Here is a 22,452-nt window from a genome sequence, read left to right as displayed (position 1 = left end):
CCACGGTCAGCCCGCGAGCCGTGCGGTCACGGCGCGGAGCGCCGCCGGGAGTGCGGCCGCGTCGGTCCCGCCGCCCTGCGCCAGGTCCGGCTTGCCGCCGCCACCTCCTCCGAGCACACCGGCGGCCTCCTTCGCGAGGGGGCCTGCCTGGACGCCCGCGGCACGAGCGGCGTCGTTGGTCGCGACGATCACGATCGGCTTCCCACCCACGACGGCACCGAGCACGACGACGGCTGCACCGTCACCGAGCTGCCCGCGCACGCCGATCGCGAGGGAGCGCAGGTCGTCGCCGGACTGCAGGCCGTCGACCGTCTCGGCGACCACCGTGGTGGCGCCGACGGTCGTGGCGTTCCGGGCGATCGCGGGCACGCGCTGCTGCAGGTTCGCCGACTCGTACTCGGCGAGCTTCTTCTGGGCGGAACGCAGGTCCTCCATCAGGCTCTGCACACGGGACGGCAGGTCGGCGCGGGGGGCCTTGAGCGCGCTCGAGAGCTGCGACACGATCGTGCGCTCGACGGCGAGGTCGCGGAACCCCTCGAGCCCGACCAGCGCCTCGACGCGGCGGTTCGTCGAACCGACGCTGGACTCCCCCACCAGGTTGACGAGCCCGATCTGGGCGCTCGAGGCGACGTGCGTGCCGCCGCAGAGCTCGCGGGACCACGGGCCGCCGATGTCGACCATGCGCACCTCGGCGCCGTACTTCTCGCCGAAGAGGGCCTGCGCGCCGAGGGCCTTCGCCTCGTCGATGGGCAGGATGCGCGTCGAGACCTCGAGGTCGGTGCGGATCGCGGTGTTCACGACCTCCTCGATCTCGGATCGGGTCTCGAGCGAGACCGGCTGCGACCAGGAGAAGTCCAGACGCATGTAGCCGGACTTGTTGTACGAGCCGGCCTGCAGCGCCTCCGGCCCGAGGATGTCGCGGAGCGCCGCGTTCACCAGGTGCGTGGCGGAGTGTGCCTGGGTCGCGCCGCGACGGTACTCGGCGTCGACGACGGTGCTCGCCGCGTCACCGACCCCGACCTCGCCGGAGCGGACCTGCACCGTGTGGCTCCAGAGCCCGGAGACCGGACGCTGGACGTCGAGGACCTCGAGGTCGAAGCCGTTGCCGACGATCGATCCCTGGTCGGCGTCCTGGCCGCCGGACTCGGCGTACAGCGAGGTCTCGCCGAGGATGACCTCGGCGATGTCGCCCGCCACCGCACGGTCGACGCTCACGCCGCCCACGATGATGCCCAGCACGCGCGTCTCGGCCTCGAGCGCGTCGTAGCCGAGGAAGGTGGTCTCGCCCCTCGCCCGGAAGGCGCTGTACACGCTCAGGTCGGCGATCGCGGTCTTCTTGCTCTTCGCGTCGGCCTTCGCCCGGGCACGCTGCTCGGACATCAGGGTCTCGAACGCGGTGCGGTCGACGTGCACGCCGGCCTCTTCGGCCATCTCCATCGTCAGGTCGATGGGGAACCCGAACGTGTCGTGCAGCAGGAACGCCGTGTCGCCGCCGATCGACGGGGCACCGTCCTGCTTGGCGCGCTCGACCGCGACGTCGAGGATGGTCGTGCCCTGCGCGAGCGTGCGGAGGAAGGTCTCCTCTTCCGCGTAGGCGATGCGGGAGATCCGGTCGTAGTCGGACGCCACCTCGGGGTAGGCGTCGCGCATCGCGTCGCGGGACGCGGGGAAGAGCTCCGGGAACGTCGCCGTCTCGACACCGAGCAGCCGCATCGCGCGGACCGTGCGGCGGAGCAGGCGACGGAGGATGTAGCCGCGGCCCTCGTTCGACGGGCTCACGCCGTCGGCGATGAGCATCAGCGAGGAACGGACGTGGTCGGCGATGACGCGCATGCGGACGTCGTCCTCGTGCACGGCGCCGTACCGCCGGCCGGAGATCTCGGCGGCGCGGTCGAGCACCGGCCGCACCTGGTCGATCTCGTACATGTTGTCGACGCCCTGCTTGATGAAGGCGACGCGCTCGAGCCCCATGCCGGTGTCGATGTTCTTGTTCGGCAGCTCGCTGGTGATCTCGAAGTCGTACTTCGACCGCACGTCGGCGATCTGGTACTGCATGAAGACGAGGTTCCAGATCTCGACGTAGCGGTCGTCGTCCGTCGCGGGGCCGCCGTCGATGCCGTACTCGGGGCCACGGTCGAAGAAGATCTCCGAGCACGGGCCCGCGGGGCCGGGCTGCCCGGTCGACCAGTAGTTCGTGTCCTTGCCGAGGCGCTGGATCCGCTCGTCCGGCAGCGAGGAGTGCTGCTTCCAGAAGGCGATCGCCTCGTCGTCCTCCTCGTACACGGTGACCCAGAGGTCGTCCGCCGAGAACCCGAGTCCCCCGTCGGACTCCGCCTTGGTGAGGAACTCCCAGGCGAACTGGATCGCCTGCTCCTTGAAGTAGTCGCCGAACGAGAAGTTCCCGTTCATCTGGAAGAACGTGCCGTGGCGCGGAGTCTTGCCGACCTCTTCGATGTCGTTCGTGCGGATGCACTTCTGCACGCTCGTCGCCCGTGGGAACGGCGCCGGGATGAGCCCGGTCAGGTACGGGATGAACGGCACCATGCCGGCGACCGTGAAGAGGAGCGACGGGTCGTCGGAGACGAGGGACGCGGACGGGACGACGGTGTGGCCGCGGTCACCGAAGTACTGGAGCCAACGGCGGCGGATCTCTGCGGTCTGCATGGTGCTTCCTGGGTTCAGGTCGTGGTGGAGGAGGGGCGTGGCGGCTCGGCCGGCGCGCTCAGACGTCGGTGCGGAGCTCGGCCTCGCGTGACCGGTAGCCGTCCGCGACGGCACCCGTGAAGGCCTTCGTCTTGGCGTTCACCTCGGCGACGAGCCGCGCACCACCGGAGGTCTGGGCGACCTGGTGTGCGACGGCGAACCCGATGACGATGCCGACGGCGACGAAGAACAGCTGCTTCACGGTGCCTCTCCCTCTGTGCACCCGGGCGGTGCATGCCCGGACAAGCTTAGCCGCCGGTGCCGGAACGCCGAACGGCGGGTCGCCCTCGAGAGGACGACCCGCCGTTCGGGCGTGATCAGTGGATCAGCGAGCTGCGTAGTACTCGACGACGAGCTGCACTTCACAGGTCACGGGGACCTCGGCGCGCTTCGGGCGACGCACGAGGCGGGCCTGGAGCTTCTCGATCTCGACCTCGAGGTAGCCCGGGACCTTCGGGAGGACTTCCTGGTGGCCACCGGCAGCGGCGACCTGGAAGGGCTCCATCGACTCGGACTTCGCCTTGACGTGGATCAGCTGGCCCTCCTTGACGCGGAAGGAGGGGCGGTCGACGAGCTTGCCGTCCACCAGGATGTGGCGGTGCACGATCAGCTGACGGGCCTGCGCGGTGGTGCGGGCGAAGCCGGCACGGACCACGAGGGCGTCGAGGCGCTGCTCGAGGAGCTCGACCAGGTTCTCACCGGTCAGGCCCTTCGTCTTGCGGGCCTCTTCGAAGACGATGCGGAGCTGCTTCTCGCGGATGCCGTACTGGGCGCGCAGACGCTGCTTCTCACGGAGGCGGACGGCGTAGTCGCTGTCCGCACGACGGCGCGTACGGCCGTGCTCACCGGGCCCGTAGGGGCGCTTCTCGAGGTAACGGGCCGCCTTCGGCGTCAGCGGGATGCCGAGTGCGCGCGAAAGGCGGGTCTTGCTGCGGGTACGTGACTTGGTAGACACAGGGTCCTTTTCTCTGTTCGAACTGAATACTCGCCGGGCACTCCACGAACACGCTCGATGACGCAGCACGTGCTCGGCCCCGACGACGGGATCCAGAGGGATGAGCCTGTGGGATCGGACGGCTACAGTCCGAACCTCTGCCCCCGTACCACCGGAGTGGCACTCTGTCCTCGACGCAGCCGTGCTCGAGGACCAGGACGTAGGCCCGCCAATGCTAGCAGCATCGGGGCGAGCGCAGAAGCACCGACACTACTGACCGCGTGTGATCTTCCGGAGTCGTTCGAGCCGGGGCCCGACCTCACGCTCGTAGCCGTTGGCCGTCGGCGTGTAGTACTCGGTGCCCTCGAGGGCGTCCGGCAGGTACTGCTGCTCGGCGACCCCGTGCTCGGCGTCGTGCGAGTAGACGTACCCCTTGCCGTGCCCGAGGCGCTTCGCCCCGGCGTAGTGCGCGTCGCGCAGGTGCATCGGGACCGTGCCCATGCGCCCCGCCTTGACGTCGGCCATCGCCTGGTTGATCCCGTTGTAGGCGGCGTTCGACTTCGGCGCCGTCGCCAGGTAGACGACCGCCTCGGCCAGCGGGATCCGTCCCTCGGGCATCCCGATGAGCTGGACGGCCTGCGCCGCGGCGACCGCGATGGGCAGCGCCTGCGGGTCGGCCATGCCGATGTCCTCGGACGCGGAGATGATGATCCGCCGCGCGATGAACCGGGAGTCCTCGCCGGCCTCGATCATCCGGGCGAGGTAGTGCAGCGCGGCGTCGACGTCGCTCCCCCGCACCGACTTGATGAACGCGCTGATGACGTCGTAGTGCTCGTCACCCTGTCGGTCGTAGCGCAGCAGGGCCCGGTCGACCGCAGCCGAGACGGTGTCGGCGTCGACGACCGGGACGGTGTCGTCATCCTCGTCCTGCGCCGCGGTGGCCGACGCCGCCGCTGCCTCGAGCGCGGTGAGGGCGCGCCGGGCGTCACCGGACGCGAGGCGGATGATCGCGCTCCGGGCTTCGTCCCCCAGGACGACCGCACCGCCGAGCCCGCGCGGGTCCTCGACCGCGCGGTCGACGAGCATGCCGAGGTCGGGGTCGGTGAGCGGCTTGAGCGTCAGGAGCAGCGACCGGGAGAGCAGCGGCGAGATGACCGAGAACGACGGGTTCTCGGTGGTGGCAGCGATGAGGATCACCCACCCGTTCTCGACCCCGGGCAGCAGGGCGTCCTGCTGGGCCTTGCTGAACCGGTGGATCTCGTCGAGGAACAGCACCGTCGTCGACCCGTAGAGGTCGCGGTGGGTCAGCGCCTTCTCCATGACCTCGCGCACGTCCTTCACGCCCGCGGTCACGGCGGAGAGCTCGACGAACTCACGACCGGACTGCCGCGCGATCGCCTGTGCCAGCGTGGTCTTGCCGGTGCCGGGCGGCCCCCACAGGATCACGGAGACCCCGCCGGGGTTCTCCCGCGTGCCGGTGGCGAGCTGCACGAGGGGCGATCCCCGGCCGAGCAGGTGCTGCTGGCCGGCCACCTCGTCGAGGCTGGTCGGACGCATCCGGACGGCGAGCGGGACCGAACCCTGCGCGAGACCGGCGCGACCACCCGTGGTGGGCGCGTGCATGCCCGAACGATCCGCTGCCATGCTGCAATCGTAGGCCGGTCCACCGACGCGGGCCGCGCCTCCCCCGCGGTCCCGGTCGACGCTGGTGACCGTTCGGCTACGCTCGTTGCACACTGCGACGAGAGGGCAGACCAGCACCGTGGCACCGAAGAACCCAGCGCGTGACAACCGTGAGGCGCGCGAGCGCCTCCGCCTCTACCAGGCCCGTCAGGGCCTCCACGAGCGGCAGCGCCGCCGCCGTGTGCGCGACAACCTGATCGGCGCCGGTGCCCTCGTCCTCGTGGCTGCCCTCGCCACCGGGTCGCAGCTCGCCTTCGCCGGCTCGCGGGGGTCGGACGCCCCGGACCCGAGCGCCTCCGCGTCGTCGACACCCACGCCGTCGGCCAGCGCCACGGCCGGGAACACCGGCGACGTGCCGAGCAAGTCGATCGCGAAGGGCGCGACCTGGTCCGGCACGCTGACGCTCAACAAGGACATCGACCTCGGCATCGAGCTGGACGGTGCGAAGGCCCCGCAGGCGGCGAGCGTCGAGATCTCGTTGATCCGCGACCAGTTCTACAACGGCACCACGTGCCATCGACTCGCGGACAGCGACGGGCTGAAGTTCCTGCAGTGCGGCTCCGCGAACGGCGACGGCACCGGCGACGCCGGGTTCGAGTACGGCCCGCTCGAGAACGTGCCGGAGGACGGCGTCTACGACGAGGGCACGATCGCGATCGCCCGGTCCGACTCCCCGTACTCGCAGTCGACGCAGTTCTTCATCGTCTACGGCGACACCACGCTCGACGGCTCGACCGGCGGCTACACGGTCGTCGGGAAGGTCACGAGCGGCCTGTCCGAGCTCGAGTCGAAGATCGCCGCGAAGGGCATCGCGTCCCCCGGCAGGGACGGCACCGGCGAGCCGAAGGTGGCGACGAAGATCACCGACGCGACCATCGCGGAGGAGAAGTAGTCCACAACCCGTCGCACCGGTCGGGCGGCGGAGCCCGTCCGTGCAATAGGCTGACGACCTGACCGTGCCGACGGTGACGTCGGCGATGCACGACCACGATCGAGGCGAGACCTGTGGGATCTGACGAAGCAACGACCTGGGGGCGGGTCGACGAGAACGGGACCGTGTACGTCCGGTACGAAGAGACCGAACGTGCTGTCGGTGAGTACCCGGACGCCACCCCCGAAGAAGCCCTCGCCTACTTCGCGCGGAAGTACGCCGACCTCGAGGGGCAGGTGAAGATCGCCGAGCAGCGCGTCCAGCGCGGTGCGTCGGCCAACGACGTCGCCCGGACGGTCGAGCACCTGACGGCCCTGGTGGCCGACGCACGGGTGGTGGGCGACATCAAGTCGCTCGAGACCCGCGTGGGTGTGCTCGCCGAGCAGCTCGGCTCGCTGACCAAGGAGCAGGCGGAGCAGGCCCAGCAGGCCCTGCAGGACGCCCTGGCGCACCGCACCGCCCTGGTGGAAGAAGCCGAGGCACTCGCAGCGGTCGACCCGGCGCGCGCGCAGTGGAAGCAGATCACCGCGCAGCTCGACGACGTCTTCGCACGGTGGCAGCAGCACCAGCACGACGGCCCGCGGATCCCCAAGAACGAGGCGAACGACCTCTGGAAGCGGTTCCGCGCAGCGCGGTCCACCGTGGACCAGCACCGTCGTGCGTTCTACTCGGAGCTCGACGCGCAGCACCGTGACGCCCGGACCCGCAAGCAGGAGCTCGTCGCACAGGCCGAGGCCCTCGCGCCTCGCGGCTCCGACGCGATCCCCGACTACCGGCAGCTGCTCGACGACTGGAAGAACGCCGGCCGTGCCGGCAAGCGCCACGACGACGCACTCTGGGCGCGCTTCAAGGCCGCCGGAGACGTGCTGTTCGAGCAGCGCCACGCCGAGAGCGCAGCGGAGAGCGAAGAGTTCTCCGCCAACCTCGAAGCGAAGCAGGCGCTCCTGACCGAGGCCGAGCCGCTGCTCAAGGCGACCGACCGGGTCGCGGCGCGCAAGACCCTCACCGGGATCCAGCGCCGATGGGACGAGATCGGCAAGGTCCCCCGCGGCGACGTGCGTCGTGTCGAGGACCGCCTGCGTGCGATCGAGGACCACGTCCGTGGTCTCGAGGACGCGCACTGGAAGGAGTCCAACCCGGAGCGCAAGGCCCGTCAGAACGGCCTCGCGAGCCAGCTCGAGGACGCCATCGGCAAGCTCCAGTCCGAACTCGCCGCGGCGCAGGCCACCGGCGACGCCCGGAAGATCAAGGACGCGCAGGAAGCCCTCGACGCCCGCAAGATCTGGCTCGACGCCCTCGGCGGCTGACACCCCGCACGCACACGACGACGCCCCCGTGACCGATCGGTCACGGGGGCGTCGTCGTCGTGCTCGTCGGGTCAGACCGGCGCGGGGAGCCCGAGCAGCAGCCGGATGTCGAGGTCGTCCTGGCGCATCTGCGCCGCGAGGTCGTCCATCGACGAGAACTTCACCATGCCGCGGACGTACGAGACGAAGAGCACCGAGATGCGATCGCCGTACAGGTCGATGTCGACGTCGAGCAGGTGCGCCTCGATCTGCTTCGCCGGCACCCCTTCGAACGTGGGGTTGTTGCCCACCGACACCGCGGCCGGGTAGACCGTACCGTCGTGCAGCACCCGGGCCGCGTAGACACCGTCCGCGGGGACGAACCCCTCGCACGCCGGGTCGAGGTTCGCGGTCGGGTACCCCATGGCACGCCCCCGCTGGTTGCCGTGCACCACGACGCTCCGCACGGAGTGTTCGCGGCCGAGGAGCCGGGCTGCTTCGGCCACGCGGCCCTGGCCCAGGAGCTCCCGGATCCAGGTGGAGGACACGCGACGCTCGCCGTCGGGTCGGACGTCGTCGATCAGGTCGACGTCGTCGATGAGCTCGACCGTGAACCCGTGCTGCTCCCCGAGCGAGCGGAGGAGCGCGACGTCACCGGCGCCCTTCGCGCCGAAGCGGAAGTCGCTGCCGACGAAGACGAGCCGGGCGTGCAGGGTGTCCACGAGGATCTCGGACACGAACGCCTCGGGCGACTTCGACTGGAGTTCCTGGTCGAAGCGGAGCAGCAGGGTGGCGTCGACCCCGGCTTCCTCGAGCAGCTCTCGGCGCTGCGCGGTGCTCGTGAGAGCCGGCGGCACGTGCGGCGGGTCGATGACGTTGAGCGGGTGGCGGTCGAAGGTCACGACGGTGGCGACGAGGTCGTGCTCGCGGGCAGCACGCTCGAGGTGCGCGATCACGGCGCGGTGACCGACGTGCACGCCGTCGAACTTGCCGATCGTGACCGCGGTCGGCCCGAACCCGTCCGCCACGTCGGCGGTGTCCTCGTAGAACTGCACGGTGGCTCCTACTCGCTCGCGGGAGCGGTCGAGGCGGCGTTCGACGGGGTGGCCGACGACGCCGTCGTCGCCGGGTCGACGGCCGCTGCGGCAGCGCGGTGGTGCTTGCGGAGCCACCAGAGCCCGGCGATCGGCAGCACGAGCGGCGCGAACGCGTAGCCCATGCCGTAGTACGACCAGATGGTGTCGTCGGGGAACAGCTGGCGATCGAACAGCGACAGGGTGCCGATGACCAGCACACCGGTCATCTCGAACACGATGGTGACGCAGGCGACCCGGTACCAGGTCCGGCCGGGGACGATGAGGGCGATCATCGCGACGATGTAGACGACGGCCGCGACGGCGCTGAGCGTGTACGCGAACGGAGCGAACGAGAACTTCTCGATGATCTGCACGACGCTGCGCCCGGTCGCCGCCAGCGCGAGGATGCCGTACACGGCGATGAGGACGCGGCCGATGCCCGTCGCGAGTGAGGATCTGGTCGCCATTGCACCGATTCTACCGACGTGCGGGGCCGACCATGACCTCCGGCGTCAGTTCAGCGCGAACCAGATCTGGTACATCCGGTAGACCATCACCGCGACGGTGAAGGCCCCGGCTCCGAGCACGACGGTGCTCCACTTCGTGCGGTCGATCAGTGCCCAGACGACCGCGGCCGGAGGCACGAGGAGCACCGACACGGCGTACACGCCGAACTCCAGCGCGTTGCCCTCGGGCGGGCTGCCCGTCACCGGCAGCACGATCGAGATGACGCCCTGCACCAGGAGCAGCAGCTCGACGAGCACGAGCGCGCCGACGGTGTAGTCGTTCGGTTTCCACCCGATGAACCCCACCACGACCGCGAACAGCCCCACCACGACCGCGAGCACCACCTGCACCCACATGAACCACTCGATCACGCGCGTGCACCCGTCTGCGAGGAGGACGACGCACCGGGCGCCGGGAAGTTCGTGATGACCCGCAGCAGTCCGCGCCGGACGGACACGAGGCCGACGAGCCGGTCGTCGTCCGCGGCGACCGCAGCAACAGGCCCGTCGGAGTCGGGGTGCTCGGCGGCCACGCGCTTGCCGTCGGTGAGGTCCTTCGCCGATGCCGCGTCGAGCGTGACCGAGGAGAAGAGTCGGCGTGCGATGTCCGCCGGGCGCGCGAGGGCCGCACGGACGTCGACGTCGTCGTCCTCGAGGTCGACGGCGTCCTGTACGTCGAACGGTCCGACCCGGGTGCGCCGCAGGGCGACCAGGTGCGCGCCGGTGCCGAGGGCCGCGCCGACGTCACGGGCGAGCGCGCGGACGTAGGTGCCGGACGAGCACGTCACGACGACGTCGAGGTCGACCACGGCGACGTCGGCGCCGTCCACGGCCACGATGCGGTCGTTCCGCGTCGTGACGTCGAACTGCGAGACGGTCACGGTGCGGGACTTCAGCTCGACGGCCTCGCCCTTGCGTGCCAGGTCGTACGCGCGGCGCCCGTCGACCTTGATGGCACTGACCGTGGAGGGGACCTGGTCGATCACGCCGCGCTGCTCGGCGACGGCCGCCTCGATCGCGGCGTCCGAGACGTCGGCCGCGGCCACACCGGGAGTCGCCGTCGGCGTGCCGTCAGCGTCGTCGGAGTCCGTCGAGACGCCGAGCCGGATGGTGGCCGTGTAGGTCTTGCCGAGGCCCACCAGGTGCGTGAGCAACCGGGTGGACGGGCCGATGCCGAGCAGCAGCAGCCCGGTGGCCATCGGGTCGAGGGTGCCCGCGTGACCGACCTTCTTCAGGCCGAGGCGACGACGGGCGATCGCGACCACCCGGTGACTGGAGATCCCCTGCGGTTTGTCGACGAGGAGGATGCCGTCCGGCGCGGTTTCGAGCACCAGAGGAGATTACCAGCGCCGGTCAGCAGGCGTCGTTCCACTCGCGACGCGGGTGCTCGGGGTCGGTGACGTCGAGGACGGCGGACGCCGCGATCTTGACGTCGGCGCGGCGTTCGAGCCGGCCGGACTCCTGCTCGACCCACAGCGACCAGCGCCAGAGCGTGCGCACACCCGGGGCGAGGACACCCTGCCCGTGCACGATCAGGACACCGTCGCCGGCACCGGTCGTGCGGAAGGGCACGACGAGGTTGGACCGGAGGGTGTCCTGGTCGGCCGACGGTGCGGCGGCCGCCATCGCGGGGACCCCGTGCTGCTCGAAGCCGGTGACGAGCGCGGCGGCGACCCGTTCGAGGTCGGTGCCGTCCTGGCCGTCGATGCCGATCACGGTGCGGTTCGTGCCGACCTGCGCGATCGCCTCCGCAGCGATCGCGGCCATCGTGTCGGTCTCTTCAGGTGCCCAGCGTGCCATGCGTCCACCGTAGGCTGTCGTGGTGAACGCGAGCAGAGCCTCCCGTCCGACCGTCGACCACGTCGACGACGCGACGGCACCCGACATCGCGACCCCGCTGATCACGTGGTTCCGGCGCGAAGCGCGGGACCTGCCGTGGCGGCGCCCCGGCTTCCCCGCGTGGGGCACGCTGGTCAGCGAGATCATGCTGCAGCAGACGCAGGTCGCGCGCGTGGTCCCCCGCCTGGAGGCATGGCTCACCCGGTGGCCGACCCCTGCGGACCTGGCGGCCTCACCCCCGGCGGACGCGGTGCGCGCCTGGGACCGGCTCGGCTACCCGAGACGCGCGCTCGCGCTGCACGCCGCGGCGACCGCGATCGCGACCGACCACGGCAACGTCGTCCCGCGTGACGTCGACGCGCTGCTCGCGCTGCCGGGCATCGGGGACTACACCGCCCGCGCGGTCGCGGTCTTCGCGTACGGCGACCGGCACCCCGTCGTGGACGTCAACGTGCGTCGTGTCCTCGCGCGCGCGGTCCTCGGGCAGGGCCAGCCCGGGCCGGCGAAGGCGAAGCATGACCTGCCGCTGATGGAGTCGGTGCTGCCGGCCGACCGCGAGGACGCCGCCGCCACGAACGCCGCCGTGATGGAGCTCGGCGCCCTCGTGTGCGTGTCCCGCGCCCCCGCGTGCGACGCGTGCCCGATCGCGGACCGCTGCGCCTGGCGCGCGGCCGGGTACCCGGAGCACGACGGGCCGCGGGCACCGCGGCAGGCGAAGTTCGCCGGCAGCGACCGTCAGGTCCGCGGCCTGATCATGGCCGAGCTGCGTGGGAGCGACGTGCCGGTCATGCGTTCGGAGATCGAACCGGTGTGGCCGGACGCCGAGCAGCGGGACCGGGCGCTCGCGTCGCTGCTGCGCGACGGACTGGCCGTCGGGGACGACGCGAGCGGGTACCAGCTGCCCGGGGTCTAGGCGCGCGGCTCGGCTTCGTCGGTCTCGGCAGCGTCGTCGGACTCGTCGTCCTCGTCGCGCTTGTACGGGTCGGCGTCGCCGGCGTACGTCGCGCCCACCGAAGCGGCGCGGACCTGCTCGTCGCGCACCTGGGCCTGCACGAGCAGGTCCTCCATGTGCGCCGAGGTCTCCGGCAGGGCGTCGGCGATGAACTCGAGCGACGGCGTGAGCCGTGCGGTGATGTTCTTGCCGACCTCGGACCGGAGCATGCCGGTCGCGGCCTTGAGGGCGGCGGCGGAGTCCGCGCGCTCCTCGTCCGTGCCGTAGACGGTGTAGAAGATCGACGCGTGCTGCAGGTCACCGGTCACACGGACGTCGGTGATCGTGACGAACCCGAGTCGCGGGTCCCGCAGACCCTTGTCGAGTCGACGTGCGACGACTTCCTTGATGCGGTCCGCCATCTTGCGTGCGCGCTGCGGATCGGCCATTGGGTGCCTCCTGAGGAAGTGGCGGGACGCTTCCCGCCGGTGGTCCTGCGTGGGAAAGGGGTCGGGCCCCGGCCTCCCGCGTGGGGAGGCCGGGGCCCAGGGTAGTCACGCGATCAGTCGCGCGGCTTCTCGACGAGTTCGGTCGTCTCGACCTCGTCGCCGATCTGGATGTCGTTGAACTTGCCCAGACCGATACCGGCTTCGAAGTCCGTGCGGACCTCGGTCACGTCGTCCTTGAAGCGACGCAGCGACTCGATGGCCAGGCCATCGGCGATCACCACACCCTCGCGGATGACGCGCGCCTTGGCGTTGCGCGTGATCGTGCCGGAGCGGACGATGACACCCGCGATGTTGCCGAACTTCGAGGAACGGAACACCTCGCGGATCTCGGCGACGCCCGACTGGACCTCTTCGTACTCCGGCTTGAGCATGCCCTTGAGGGACTGCTCGATGTCGTCGAGTGCGTTGTAGATGACCGAGTAGAAGCGCACGTCGATGCCTTCGCGCGCCGCACGCTCACGGGCCTTGACGTCCGGACGGACGTTGAAGCCGATGACGATGGCGTTGTCGATCGTGGCGAGGTCGATGTCCGACTCCGTGATCGCACCGACACCGCGGTGCAGGATGCGGAGCTGGACACTGTCGTCGACCTCGATGTCCAGGAGCGACTGCTCGAGTGCCTCGACGGCACCGGAGACGTCACCCTTGATGATGAGGTTGAGCGACTCGACCTTGCCCTCTTCGAGCGCACGGGTGAAGTCCTCGAGCGAGATGCGCTTGCGCGACTTCGCCAGCAGGGCGTTGCGCTCGGCCGCTTCACGCTTCTCAGCGATCTGACGGGCCGTACGGTCTTCCTCGGTGACGAGGAAGGTGTCGCCGGCGCGGGGCACCGAGGACAGACCCTGCACCTGGACCGGGCGGCTCGGCGTCGCGGCCTTGACCGCGACCCCGTTCTCGTCCGTCATCGCACGGACGCGGCCGTAGGCCGTGCCCGCCACGATGGCGTCACCGACGTGCAGCGTGCCGGACTGGATGAGGACCGTGGCGACTGCACCGCGACCCTTGTCGAGCCGGGCTTCGATCGCCACACCACGTGCGTCCTTGTCGGGGTTGGCACGCAGGTCGAGACCGGCGTCCGCGGTGAGCAGCACGGCGTCCAGGAGCTCCTGGATGCCGATGTTCTGCCGCGCCGACACGTCGACGAACATGACGTCGCCGCCGTACTCCTCAGCCACCAGGTTGTACTCGGTGAGCTGCTGGCGGACCTTGGCGGGGTTCGCGCCTTCCTTGTCGATCTTGTTGACCGCGACGACGATCGGCACACCGGCCGACTGCGCGTGGTTCAACGCCTCGATGGTCTGGGGCATGATGCCGTCGTCCGCCGCGACCACGAGGATCGCGATGTCCGTCACCTGGGCACCGCGGGCACGCATGGCCGTGAAGGCTTCGTGACCCGGGGTGTCGATGAAGGTGATCGGGCGGTCGATGCCCTCGTGCTGCGCGACGATCTGGTAGGCACCGATGTGCTGGGTGATGCCACCGGCTTCACCCTCGACGACCTTGGAGTTGCGGATCGCGTCGAGCAGTCGGGTCTTACCGTGGTCGACGTGGCCCATGACGGTGACGACCGGGGGACGCTGCTGCAGGACGGAGTCGTCCTCGTCGGCGTACTCGGCGTCGATGTCGATGTCGAAGCCCTCGAGGAGCTCCTTGTCCTCGTCCTCGGGCGAGACGACCTGGATCTTGTAGCCCAGCTCGTCACCGAGGACCTCGAACGTGGCCTCGTCCAGCGACTCGGTCGCGGTCGCCATCTCACCGAGGTGGAACAGCACCGTCACGAGGTTGCCCGGCATGGCGTCGATCTTGTCCGCGAAGTCCGAGATGCTCGCACCGCGACGGAGTCGGATGACCGTGTTGCCGTCGCCACGAGGGACCTGCACACCGCCGAGCGACGGCGCCTGACGCATCTCGTACTCGGCGCGCTTCGTCCGCTTCGACTTGCGGGCACGGCTCTTGCCGCCACCGCGACCGAACGCACCAGCGGTACCACCGCCGGGGCCACGACCACGGCCACCGCCACCGGCGGGACGCGGGCCGCTGAAGGCCGGACGCGGGAAGCCGCCACCGGCACCGCCACCGGCACCCGGACGGGCACCGGGGCCGCCACGGCCGCCACCCTGGCCCGGGCGCTGCCCGAAGCCGTTGGGACGGTTGCCCTGACCGGGGCCACCCGGACGCGGAGCACCCGGACGGGGCGTGCCCGGACGCGGGGGCTGCGGACGCGGGATGCCACCGCCACCGGCTGCGCCGGCGGCCGGGCGCTGGCCCATGCCCTGGTTGGACGAGTACGGGTTGTTGCCGGGGCGCGGCGGGCGCGAGCCCATGCCCTGGTTCGACGAGTACGGGTTGTTGCCCGGACGTGCACCGGGCTTGGGGCCGCCCGGCTTGGGACCGGCGGCCGCAGGGGCCTTCGGGCTGGTGCCCGGCTTCACCGCGTCGGACTTCGGTGCTGCGTCGGTCGAGCCGCCTGCCTGCTCGGCAGCCTGCTTCTCAGCGGCCTGCTTCTCGGCACGGGCCTTCTGCGCAGCCTCGGCCTCGGCCTGTCGCTGGGCGACGGACTTCGGTGCGGCCGGTGCTGGCACGTCGGCGGCGGGCTCCGCCGGGGCCTCGGGCTCCGGAGCGGGTGCCGGACGAGCCGGACCCGGACGGGGGCCGCCGGGCTTGGGTGCACTCGACTTCGGCGCGCTGGCCTTGGCGGGTGCGCTCAGCGCGGACGCCGAGGCGGCGGGCTTCGCCGCGGGGGCGCCGTCTGCCTGGAGTGCGGCACGGAGCTTCCGTGCCACGGGGGGCTCGATGCTCGAGCTGGCACCCCGGACGAACTCGCCGAGCTCCTTGAGCTTCTCGAGTGCGGTCTTGCTGTCGACGCCGAGTTCGCTTGCGATCTCGTGTACGCGTGGTTTAGCCACTGTTCTCCTTCACGGGTCCCACCCCGTGAAGGGGCAGGACTCAATGGATGACGGGTCTCATTTCGAGCCGCTCATCAGTTGTCCATAAGCCGTTCAGCCTGTTCTGTCATGTCCGGGCGCTCGGTCGGCTCCTGTGGGAGACCGACGATGTGGTCGAGCACCGCGGACGTGTCGGGATCGCGATCCAACCGGAGCGCACGGCGGAAAGCCCTGCGCTTGACGGCCAGATCGTAGGCATCGACGGTCGGTGTGAGCCATGCTCCCCGGCCCGGCATGACTGCCTTCGGATCCGCCACGACACGACCGTCGCTCAGGGCGACTATTCGGAGAAGGGAGGATCGGGAAGCGCGACGACGACTGCCGATGCACGTTCTGACGGGAACCACTCTACTCCTTGCCTCGGACGTGCGCGATCCGGCGCGCCCTCGAGGGGCACGCCGGAGGCGAAATCGTCTTAGTCCTCGCCGTCCAGGATGGAGTCCGGCTGGATGTCGATGCGGGCACCGGTGAGCTTCGCGGCGAGGCGGGCGTTCTGCCCCTCCTTGCCGATGGCGAGCGACAGCTGGTAGTCCGGCACGAGTGCGCGGACGGCCTTCGTCGAGGCGTCGAGCACGAACGCGCTCGTCACCTTCGCCGGCGACAGAGCGCTCGCGACGAACGACGCCAGGTCGGACGAGTAGTCGACGATGTCGATCTTCTCCGCGCCGAGCTCGTTCGTGACGGACCGGACGCGCGCGCCGAGCTCGCCGATGCAGGCACCCTTCGCGTTGACGCCCGGCTCGTTCGCCTTGACCGCGATCTTCGTGCGGTGCCCGGCTTCGCGGGCGAGCGAGGTGATCTCGACGACGCCGGACGCGATCTCCGGCACCTCGAGCGCGAAGAGCTTCCGGACCAGGCCGGGGTGCGTGCGCGACACCGTGATCTGCGGGCCCTTGTTGCCGCGGGCGACGCTCGTCACGTACACGCGGATGCGGGAGCCGTGCGTGTAGGACTCCCCCGGCACCTGCTCCTCGGGCGGCAGGATCGCCTCGATCGTGCCGAGGTCGACGTGCACCATCTTCGGGTTCGGGCCCTGCTGGACCACGCCCGCGACGATGTCGCCTTCCTTGCCGCGGAACTCACCGAGGATCTTGTCGTCACCGATGTCGCGCAGGCGCTGGTTGATGACCTGCTTCGCCGCGAAGGCCGCGATGCGCCCGAAGTCGCTCGGCTGGTCGACGGCTTCACCGATGACGGTGCCCTCGTCGTCGAGCTCCGGGACGTAGACGCTGACCTCGCCCGACTTGCGGTCGAGTTCGACACGGGACTCCGCGTGGGCCGGCTCGCCGTTCTCGTCGGCGTGCTTCTGGTACGCGGTCAGGATGGCAGATTCGATGATCTGGACGAGTTCGTCGAACGGGATCTCCCGCTCGCGCTCCATGAGTCGCAGGACTGCGAGATCGATCTTCACCGAGGTGCCTCCGTATTCAGATGAGTCGCTCCTGCGGGGTGGAACTGCGCAGAAGTCGGCCACAAGCGTACCCCAGAACCAGGAGACGCACGGGAGGCCCGTGGCGGCGTCGCACCCCTCCCTCGCAGGCTCGGTCGGCGCGCCCCGCGTGACGCTGGCGCGTCACCGCTGAGCGGGGCGCGCCCGTCCGTCAGGGGTCGCGTCTAGATCGCGCGGACCGCGTCGAGCAGGTCGGCCACCGGCACGTCGCGGCGGTCGCCGGTCGCGCGGTCCCACAGCTCGACGACGCCGTCGGCGGCGCCGCGGCCGGCGACGACGACGATCGGCATGCCGAGCAGCTCGGCGTCACGGAGCTTCACGCCGGGAGACACCTTCGGGCGGTCGTCGTAGAGCACGTCGAACCGCTCGCCCTCGAGCTCGGCGACGATGGAGGCCGCCAGCTCGTAGGCGACCTGGTCACGGCCGGTGGCGACGATGTGCACGTCGAACGGGGCGACGTTCTTCGGCCAGGCCAGGCCCTTCTCGTCGTTGTGGGACTCGGCCAGGATCGCGAGGATGCGGGTCACGCCGATGCCGTACGAGCCCATCGTGACCGTCGCGAGCTTGCCGTTCTCGTCCTGCACCTTGAGTCCCAGCGCCTCGGCGTACTTGCGGCCGAGCTGGAAGACGTGCCCGATCTCCATGCCGCGCGCGGTCTCGAGGGGACCGGAACCGTCGGGCGACGGGTCACCGGCACGGACGTCGGAGACCTCGGCGACACCGTCGGCCACGAAGTCACGACCGGCGACGAGGCCGGACACGTGCACCCCGCGCTCGTTGGCACCGGTGATCCAGCTCGTGCCGTCGACCACGCGCGGGTCGACGAAGTAGCGGATGCCCGTGGCGCTCTCGGCACCGAGGACCTGCGGGCCGATGTAGCCCTTCACCAGTCCCTTGTGCTTCTTGAAGTCGTCGTCGCCGGCGGCCTCGACCTCGGCCGGGGCGAAGGCCACCTCGGCGCGCTTCAGGTCCACGTCACGGTCACCCGGCAGCCCGACGACCACGACCTCGCGCGTGCCGTCGAGGTGGGTGAGCGCGAGGACGACGTTCTTCAGCGTGTCCGCCGCGGTCCACGGGGCGCCGTCTCGCGGTGCGACCTCGTTCGCGTGGGTGACGAGGGTGTCGATCGTCGGGGTGTCCGCCGCCGGCAGCAGCACGGGCTCGGGCTGGCCGTCGATCGGCAGCGACTCGGGGACGGGGGTGACGTACGCCTCGACGTTGGCCGCGTAGCCGCCGGCACTGCGGACGAAGGTGTCCTCGCCGACGCCGATGGGGTGCAGGAACTCCTCGGACTTGGAGCCGCCCATCGCGCCGGCGTCCGCCTTCACGATCACGTAGTCGAGGCCGAGGCGGGCGAAGATCTTCTCGTACGCGTCGCGCATGACCTGGTAGCTGCGCTCGAGGCCCTCGTCGGTGAGGTCGAACGAGTACGCGTCCTTCATCGTGAACTCGCGGCCGCGCAGGAGTCCGGCGCGGGGGCGGGCTTCGTCGCGGTACTTGTCCTGGATCTGGAACAGCGTGACCGGCAGGTCCTTGTAGGACGAGTACAGGTCCTTCACCAGGAGCGCGAACATCTCCTCGTGCGTGGGCGCGAGCAGGTAGTCGGAGCCCTTGCGGTCCTGCAGGCGGAACATGCCGTCGCCGTACTCGGTCCAGCGGTTCGTCGCCTCGTAGGGCTCGCGCGGCAGCAGCGCGGGCAGCAGGACCTCCTGCGCACCGGCGGCGACCATCTCGTCGCGGATGATCGCCTCGATCTTGGCGCGGACCCGGAGGCCGAGCGGCAGCCAGGCGAAGATCCCCGGGGACTGGCGACGGACGTACCCAGCGCGGACGAGCAGCCGGTGACTCGTCACCTCGGCGTCGGAGGGGTCGTCGCGGAGCGTACGGAGGAACAGATGCGAAAGCCGTGTGACCACGGGGCAAGCCTAGTGGCGGCGGACAGGCGACGCGGGTTCCCCGCGGTGTCCCCGCCGCTGGGCGTGCGGAGCGAGGTTCGGCACGGTGCGAGGTTTGGCGCGGTGCGAGGTTCGGCACGGTGCGCGGTTCGCTGGCTCGTGCGGCGGCAGCCGCTGGGTGCGCGCCTGCAGGCTCGCACCGGGCGATCAACCCGGCGGCCGCTCGCGAAGTCCGCACCGTGCGGAGGGGACGCGCGTCGAGCAGCCGCAGCGGGCCTCCGGGCCGGTCCGCGGTGCGTCGCGGGCGTCGCGAGCGTCGCGGAGTAGAGCCGCACGGTGCGGGGTTCCTCGGCCGGTGCGCCACCGATCGCCTCGTGCGAGCCGGCAGGGTCGCCCCCAGCAACCAGCCCGGCACGGAAGCACGAAGCACGCACCGTGCCGACCGGCGCCGGCGCCGGCGCCAGCGCCAGCGCGACACGACGACGGACCGGAGGGTGGTCGCGCCTACGGCGCCATGATCACCTGGGGCGTGCCGGTGGCCGCCGCCGGACCCATCTCGTCGGCGATGCGGTTCGCCTCGTTGATGAGGGTCTGGACGATCTCGGCCTCCGGCACGGTCTTGACGACCTGGCCCTTGACGAAGATCTGCCCCTTGCCGTTGCCCGAGGCGACGCCGAGGTCGGCCTCGCGCGCCTCTCCCGGGCCGTTCACGACGCAGCCCATGACGGCGACGCGGAGCGGGACGGTCATGCCCTCGAGCCCCTTGGTGACGTCGTTCGCGAGCTGGTAGACGTCGACCTGCGCGCGACCGCAGCTCGGGCAGGAGACGATCTCGAGCTTGCGCTCGCGCAGGTTGAGCGACTGCAGGATCTGCAGGCCGACCTTGACCTCTTGCGCGGGCGGGGCGGAGAGCGACACGCGGATGGTGTCGCCGATGCCCTCGGCCAGCAGGATGCCGAACGCGGTGGCGCTCTTGATGGTGCCCTGGAACTCCGGGCCGGCCTCGGTCACGCCGAGGTGCAGGGGCCAGTCACCGGCGGCCGCGAGCTGACGGTAGGCCTTGACCATGACGATCGGGTCGTTGTGCTTGACCGAGATCTTGAAGTCGTGGAAGTCGTGCTCCTCGAACAGGGAGGCTTCCCACACGGCGGACTCGACGAGTGCTTCGGGGGTGGCCTTGCCGTACTTCTGCAGCAGGCTCGGCTCGAGCGACCCGGCGTTCACACCGATGCGGAGCGAGACGCCGGCGTCCTTGGCTGCCTTGGCGATCGCGCCGACCTGGTCGTCGAACTTGCGGATGTTGCCCGGGTTCACCCGCACGGCTGCGCAGCCGGCGTCGATCGCCTGGAAGACGTACTTCGGCTGGAAGTGGATGTCGGCGATCACCGGGATCTGCGACTTCTTCGCGATGATCGCCAGCGCGTCGGCGTCGTCCTGCGTGGGCACGGCGACCCGGACGATGTCGCAGCCGGAGGCCGTCAGCTCGGCGATCTGCTGCAGCGTCGCGTTGATGTTCGTGGTCTGCGTCGTGGTCATCGACTGCACGGACACCGGGGCGTCGCCGCCCACGAGCACCTTGCCGACCCGGATCTGCCGCGACTTGCGACGCGGAGCGAGGGTTTCGGGGGACTTGGGCATACCGAGGTTGACTGCGGGCACGTGAGCACTCTACGCGCTCGGTCCGAGCGCGCCGGGTCCGGTCCCCGTGGGTTCGTTCAGAGGTCCTGGACGGAGTCGACGACCGTGATGAGCGGGGCGTAGAGCCGCATCACCGCGAGGGCGCGCTCGTGGTCCTCGTCGGTCCCGCCGGCGCAGGCGTCCGCGACGACGGTCACCGTGGCACCGGCGTCCGCCGCCGCCAGCGCGGTCGACAGCACGCAGCAGTCGGTCGACACGCCCGTCAACACCAGGTGCGGGTGGTCGCCGACGACGGCCTGGAGGCTCGTCCCCCACTTGCCGAAGGTCGGTTCCGTCACGACGGGGTCGTTCCGGTCCGCGGCTGCGGACGCGAACGGCTCGGTGAGCGCGTACAGCGGGTCGGTGTCGGGGACCAGTGCGAAGGACCAGTCGCGGTAGTACGGCACCCAGGCACCCTCGGGCTGCGTCGGAGCGACGAAGCGGGTGAAGACCGTGCGGCCTGTGAAGCGCGGCAGCAGCCGTTCGATGCCGGCACCGGCGTGGTCGTACCGCGGTGTCGACCACGGGTTCTCGCCGGTGAAGACCTGCTGCATGTCGATGACGACGAGCCAGGCGTCGTCGGGGACCGCCGCGCTCATCGCAGGTCGTCCGGGGTGCCGATCGCTTCCTGCCGACGGATCGACCCGCGCGCGAACAGCAGCGTGCCGAGGAACCCGACGACCAGGGCGACGAGGAGGCCGAGGTTCGCGTACGCCCAGGGCCCCTCGCGTCCGCCGAGGCCGAACGGGCCGAGCAGGTAGCCCTGCCAGTTGAGCCAGGACGGCACGCCGAGGGTGTTCGTGACCAGACCCCAGCCGAGCGCGGTGCCGAGCACGACGAGCGCGATCGGCAGCCACCGGACGTCGCCGTAGCGTCCGTGACGGTCGTCGAGTTCGGCCTCCGCGTAGGCGCGGCGTCGCAGGACGACGTCAGCGACGAAGATGCCGGCCCAGGCGGCGATCGGCACGCCGAGGGTGATGAGGAAGGCCTGGAACGGCGCGACGAAACTCGAGGCGAAGAACGCGATGTACACGGCGCCGGCGACCATGAACAGGCCGTCGACCCCGGCGGCGACCGGACGCGGGATCTTCACGCCGACGCTCAGGAGCGCCAGTCCGGACGAGTAGATGTCGAGCACCGCGCCGCCGACGAGCCCGAGGATCGCGACGATCGCGAACGGGATGAGGAACCACACCGGCAGGATCGTCGTCAGGGCGCCGATCGGGTCGTTCGCGATCGCTGCCTGCAGGTCCGGCGACGACCCGGCGAGCATGACACCGATCACCACGAGGATCGCCGGCGCGAGGGCGCCGCTGAACGTGGTCCACCCGACGACCCCACGGGTCGAGGCCGAACGGGGCAGGTACCGGGAGTAATCGGCCGCGGCGTTCACCCAGCCGAGTCCGAAGCCGGTCATCACCAGGACGAGGGCCCCGGTCACGCTCTGGGCGCTGCCCGACGGCAGAGCGCCCAGCGTCGCGAAGTCGATCGTCGGCGCAGCGAGCACGATGTAGACGACGGTCAGTACGGCCGTGACGACGGTGATGACGGCCTGCAGACGCATGATGACGTCGAACCCGGCGATCCCGGCGCCGACGATGAGGGCCGCGACCACGACGAGGGCGACGAGCTTCGTCAGCACGCCGCCGTCCCACCCGAGTTCGGTGAACACCGTCGAGGTGGCGAGCACGGCCGCCGCGGCGAGCGAGGTCTCCCACCCGACGGTCAGCACCCAGCTGAGGAAGGAGGGCAGTCGGTTCCCACGGACCCCGAAGGCCGCGCGGCTCAGCACCATCGTCGGCGCCGACCCCCGCTTGCCGGCGATCGCGACGATGCCGCAGAGCAGGAACGAGAAGGCCACCCCGATGACCGAGACGATCGTCGCCTGGGCCAGCGAGATCCCGAAGTCGAGGACGAACGACCCGTAGGCGAGACCGAGGACGGAGATGTTCGCCGCGAACCACGGCCAGAACAGTCCCCGTGGGGTGCCCTTCCGATCGGACTCGGCGATGACGTCGAGGCCCTGGCGCTCGACGGTGCGAACCTCGGGAGGGTTCGGGGCGGCTGTGGTCATCCGTTGAGCGTAG

Annotated in this window: 20 protein-coding genes; 3 read left to right on the top strand and 17 right to left on the bottom strand. The window is 70.6% G+C overall.

Features of this window, described 5'->3' with window-relative positions; all coding sequences use genetic code 11:
- Window positions 1-6: 6 nt before the first annotated feature.
- The 4 genes from alaS to KK097_RS14850 form a co-directional block, all read right to left on the bottom strand.
- Window positions 7-2,664, bottom strand: a complete 2,658-nt coding sequence (gene alaS, locus KK097_RS14865; RefSeq protein WP_214545307.1) for an alanine--tRNA ligase — start codon at window positions 2,662-2,664, stop codon at window positions 7-9.
- Between the two features lie 58 nt (window positions 2,665-2,722).
- A complete protein-coding gene (locus KK097_RS14860; RefSeq protein ID WP_214530897.1) occupies window positions 2,723-2,905 on the bottom strand; it encodes a hypothetical protein in 183 nt (60 codons plus the stop codon).
- Between the two features lie 123 nt (window positions 2,906-3,028).
- Window positions 3,029-3,658: a 30S ribosomal protein S4 gene (rpsD, locus tag KK097_RS14855; protein ID WP_017887166.1), complete on the bottom strand. Its 630-nt coding sequence runs from the start codon at window positions 3,656-3,658 to the stop codon at window positions 3,029-3,031.
- 249 nt (window positions 3,659-3,907) lie between these two features.
- Window positions 3,908-5,260: a replication-associated recombination protein A gene (locus KK097_RS14850; RefSeq protein WP_214545319.1), complete on the bottom strand. Its 1,353-nt coding sequence runs from the start codon at window positions 5,258-5,260 to the stop codon at window positions 3,908-3,910.
- Window positions 5,261-5,399: 139 nt separating this feature from the next.
- On the opposite strand from KK097_RS14850, the gene KK097_RS14845 reads away from it, so the two are divergent.
- Window positions 5,400-6,212, top strand: coding sequence for a peptidylprolyl isomerase (locus KK097_RS14845; protein WP_214545306.1), 813 nt, complete (start codon window positions 5,400-5,402; stop codon window positions 6,210-6,212).
- A gap of 113 nt (window positions 6,213-6,325) precedes the next feature.
- Window positions 6,326-7,558 (top strand): DUF349 domain-containing protein, encoded by a 1,233-nt coding sequence (locus KK097_RS14840; protein ID WP_214530893.1) that lies wholly within the window; start codon window positions 6,326-6,328, stop codon window positions 7,556-7,558.
- Between the two features lie 71 nt (window positions 7,559-7,629).
- On the opposite strand, the gene KK097_RS14835 is transcribed toward KK097_RS14840, so the two are convergent.
- Genes KK097_RS14835 through KK097_RS14815 form a run of 5 tightly spaced genes read right to left on the bottom strand, consistent with a single transcriptional unit; the run spans window position 7,630 to window position 10,919 of the window.
- Complete coding sequence (locus tag KK097_RS14835) at window positions 7,630-8,592, bottom strand: bifunctional riboflavin kinase/FAD synthetase (protein ID WP_214545305.1); 963 nt, start codon at window positions 8,590-8,592, stop codon at window positions 7,630-7,632.
- 8 nt (window positions 8,593-8,600) lie between these two features.
- On the bottom strand, window positions 8,601-9,080 hold the full coding sequence (locus tag KK097_RS14830; protein WP_214530889.1) for a hypothetical protein: 480 nt from the start codon (window positions 9,078-9,080) through the stop codon (window positions 8,601-8,603).
- 45 nt (window positions 9,081-9,125) lie between these two features.
- Window positions 9,126-9,491, bottom strand: a complete 366-nt coding sequence (locus tag KK097_RS14825) for a hypothetical protein (RefSeq protein ID WP_214530887.1) — start codon at window positions 9,489-9,491, stop codon at window positions 9,126-9,128.
- Window positions 9,488-10,450: a tRNA pseudouridine(55) synthase TruB gene (truB, locus tag KK097_RS14820; RefSeq protein WP_214545304.1), complete on the bottom strand. Its 963-nt coding sequence runs from the start codon at window positions 10,448-10,450 to the stop codon at window positions 9,488-9,490. The genes KK097_RS14825 and truB overlap by 4 nt, the downstream gene beginning before the upstream one ends.
- A 22-nt stretch (window positions 10,451-10,472) precedes the next feature.
- Complete coding sequence (locus tag KK097_RS14815) at window positions 10,473-10,919, bottom strand: hypothetical protein (protein WP_214545303.1); 447 nt, start codon at window positions 10,917-10,919, stop codon at window positions 10,473-10,475.
- 22 nt (window positions 10,920-10,941) lie between these two features.
- Here KK097_RS14815 and KK097_RS14810 point away from each other — a divergent pair, with 22 nt between their 5' ends.
- On the top strand, window positions 10,942-11,871 hold the full coding sequence (locus KK097_RS14810; protein WP_439647657.1) for an HhH-GPD family protein: 930 nt from the start codon (window positions 10,942-10,944) through the stop codon (window positions 11,869-11,871).
- Here KK097_RS14810 and rbfA read toward each other — a convergent pair.
- The 8 genes from rbfA to KK097_RS14770 form a co-directional block, all read right to left on the bottom strand.
- Entirely contained in the window at window positions 11,868-12,338 is a 471-nt protein-coding gene (rbfA, locus tag KK097_RS14805) for a 30S ribosome-binding factor RbfA (protein WP_214530881.1), read from the bottom strand. The two genes, KK097_RS14810 and rbfA, sit on opposite strands and share 4 nt — an antisense overlap.
- Before the next feature lie 113 nt (window positions 12,339-12,451).
- The gene (infB, locus tag KK097_RS14800) at window positions 12,452-15,304 is read right to left on the bottom strand and encodes a translation initiation factor IF-2 (protein WP_214545302.1); all 2,853 of its coding nucleotides are present in this window, start codon (window positions 15,302-15,304) and stop codon (window positions 12,452-12,454) included.
- Window positions 15,305-15,378: 74 nt separating this feature from the next.
- On the bottom strand, window positions 15,379-15,690 hold the full coding sequence (locus KK097_RS14795; RefSeq protein WP_214530878.1) for a YlxR family protein: 312 nt from the start codon (window positions 15,688-15,690) through the stop codon (window positions 15,379-15,381).
- A gap of 68 nt (window positions 15,691-15,758) precedes the next feature.
- On the bottom strand, window positions 15,759-16,754 hold the full coding sequence (gene nusA, locus KK097_RS14790; RefSeq protein WP_214530877.1) for a transcription termination factor NusA: 996 nt from the start codon (window positions 16,752-16,754) through the stop codon (window positions 15,759-15,761).
- A gap of 203 nt (window positions 16,755-16,957) precedes the next feature.
- Window positions 16,958-18,709, bottom strand: coding sequence for a proline--tRNA ligase (locus KK097_RS14785; RefSeq protein WP_214545301.1), 1,752 nt, complete (start codon window positions 18,707-18,709; stop codon window positions 16,958-16,960).
- Between the two features lie 483 nt (window positions 18,710-19,192).
- Window positions 19,193-20,347 carry a flavodoxin-dependent (E)-4-hydroxy-3-methylbut-2-enyl-diphosphate synthase gene (gene ispG, locus KK097_RS14780; RefSeq protein WP_171907786.1) on the bottom strand — a complete coding sequence of 385 codons (1,155 nt, stop codon included), beginning with the start codon at window positions 20,345-20,347 and terminating at the stop codon, window positions 19,193-19,195.
- Window positions 20,348-20,403: 56 nt separating this feature from the next.
- Window positions 20,404-20,964 carry a cysteine hydrolase family protein gene (locus KK097_RS14775; RefSeq protein ID WP_214530875.1) on the bottom strand — a complete coding sequence of 187 codons (561 nt, stop codon included), beginning with the start codon at window positions 20,962-20,964 and terminating at the stop codon, window positions 20,404-20,406.
- Window positions 20,961-22,439: a purine-cytosine permease family protein gene (locus KK097_RS14770; RefSeq protein ID WP_214545300.1), complete on the bottom strand. Its 1,479-nt coding sequence runs from the start codon at window positions 22,437-22,439 to the stop codon at window positions 20,961-20,963. Before KK097_RS14770 ends, KK097_RS14775 begins: the two co-directional genes overlap by 4 nt.
- Window positions 22,440-22,452 lie beyond the last annotated feature (13 nt).

The sequence above is a fragment of the Curtobacterium flaccumfaciens genome (genome assembly GCF_018598405.1).
GTDB classification, from domain to species: domain Bacteria; phylum Actinomycetota; class Actinomycetes; order Actinomycetales; family Microbacteriaceae; genus Curtobacterium; species Curtobacterium aurantiacum.
This window is presented reverse-complemented; position numbering and strand designations above follow the sequence as displayed.

Excerpts from the sequence above, each read along its gene's own strand:
- alaS (WP_214545307.1), bottom strand. The coding sequence starts at position 2,664 with ATGCAGACCGCAGAGATCCGCCGCCGTTGGCTCCAGTACTTCGGTGAC.
- KK097_RS14850 (WP_214545319.1), bottom strand. The coding sequence starts at position 5,260 with ATGCACGCGCCCACCACGGGTGGTCGCGCCGGTCTCGCGCAGGGTTCG.
- KK097_RS14830 (WP_214530889.1), bottom strand. The coding sequence starts at position 9,080 with ATGGCGACCAGATCCTCACTCGCGACGGGCATCGGCCGCGTCCTCATC.
- KK097_RS14815 (WP_214545303.1), bottom strand. The coding sequence starts at position 10,919 with ATGGCACGCTGGGCACCTGAAGAGACCGACACGATGGCCGCGATCGCT.
- rbfA (WP_214530881.1), bottom strand. The coding sequence starts at position 12,338 with ATGGCCGATCCGCAGCGCGCACGCAAGATGGCGGACCGCATCAAGGAA.
- KK097_RS14775 (WP_214530875.1), bottom strand. The coding sequence starts at position 20,964 with ATGAGCGCGGCGGTCCCCGACGACGCCTGGCTCGTCGTCATCGACATG.
- KK097_RS14770 (WP_214545300.1), bottom strand. The coding sequence starts at position 22,439 with ATGACCACAGCCGCCCCGAACCCTCCCGAGGTTCGCACCGTCGAGCGC.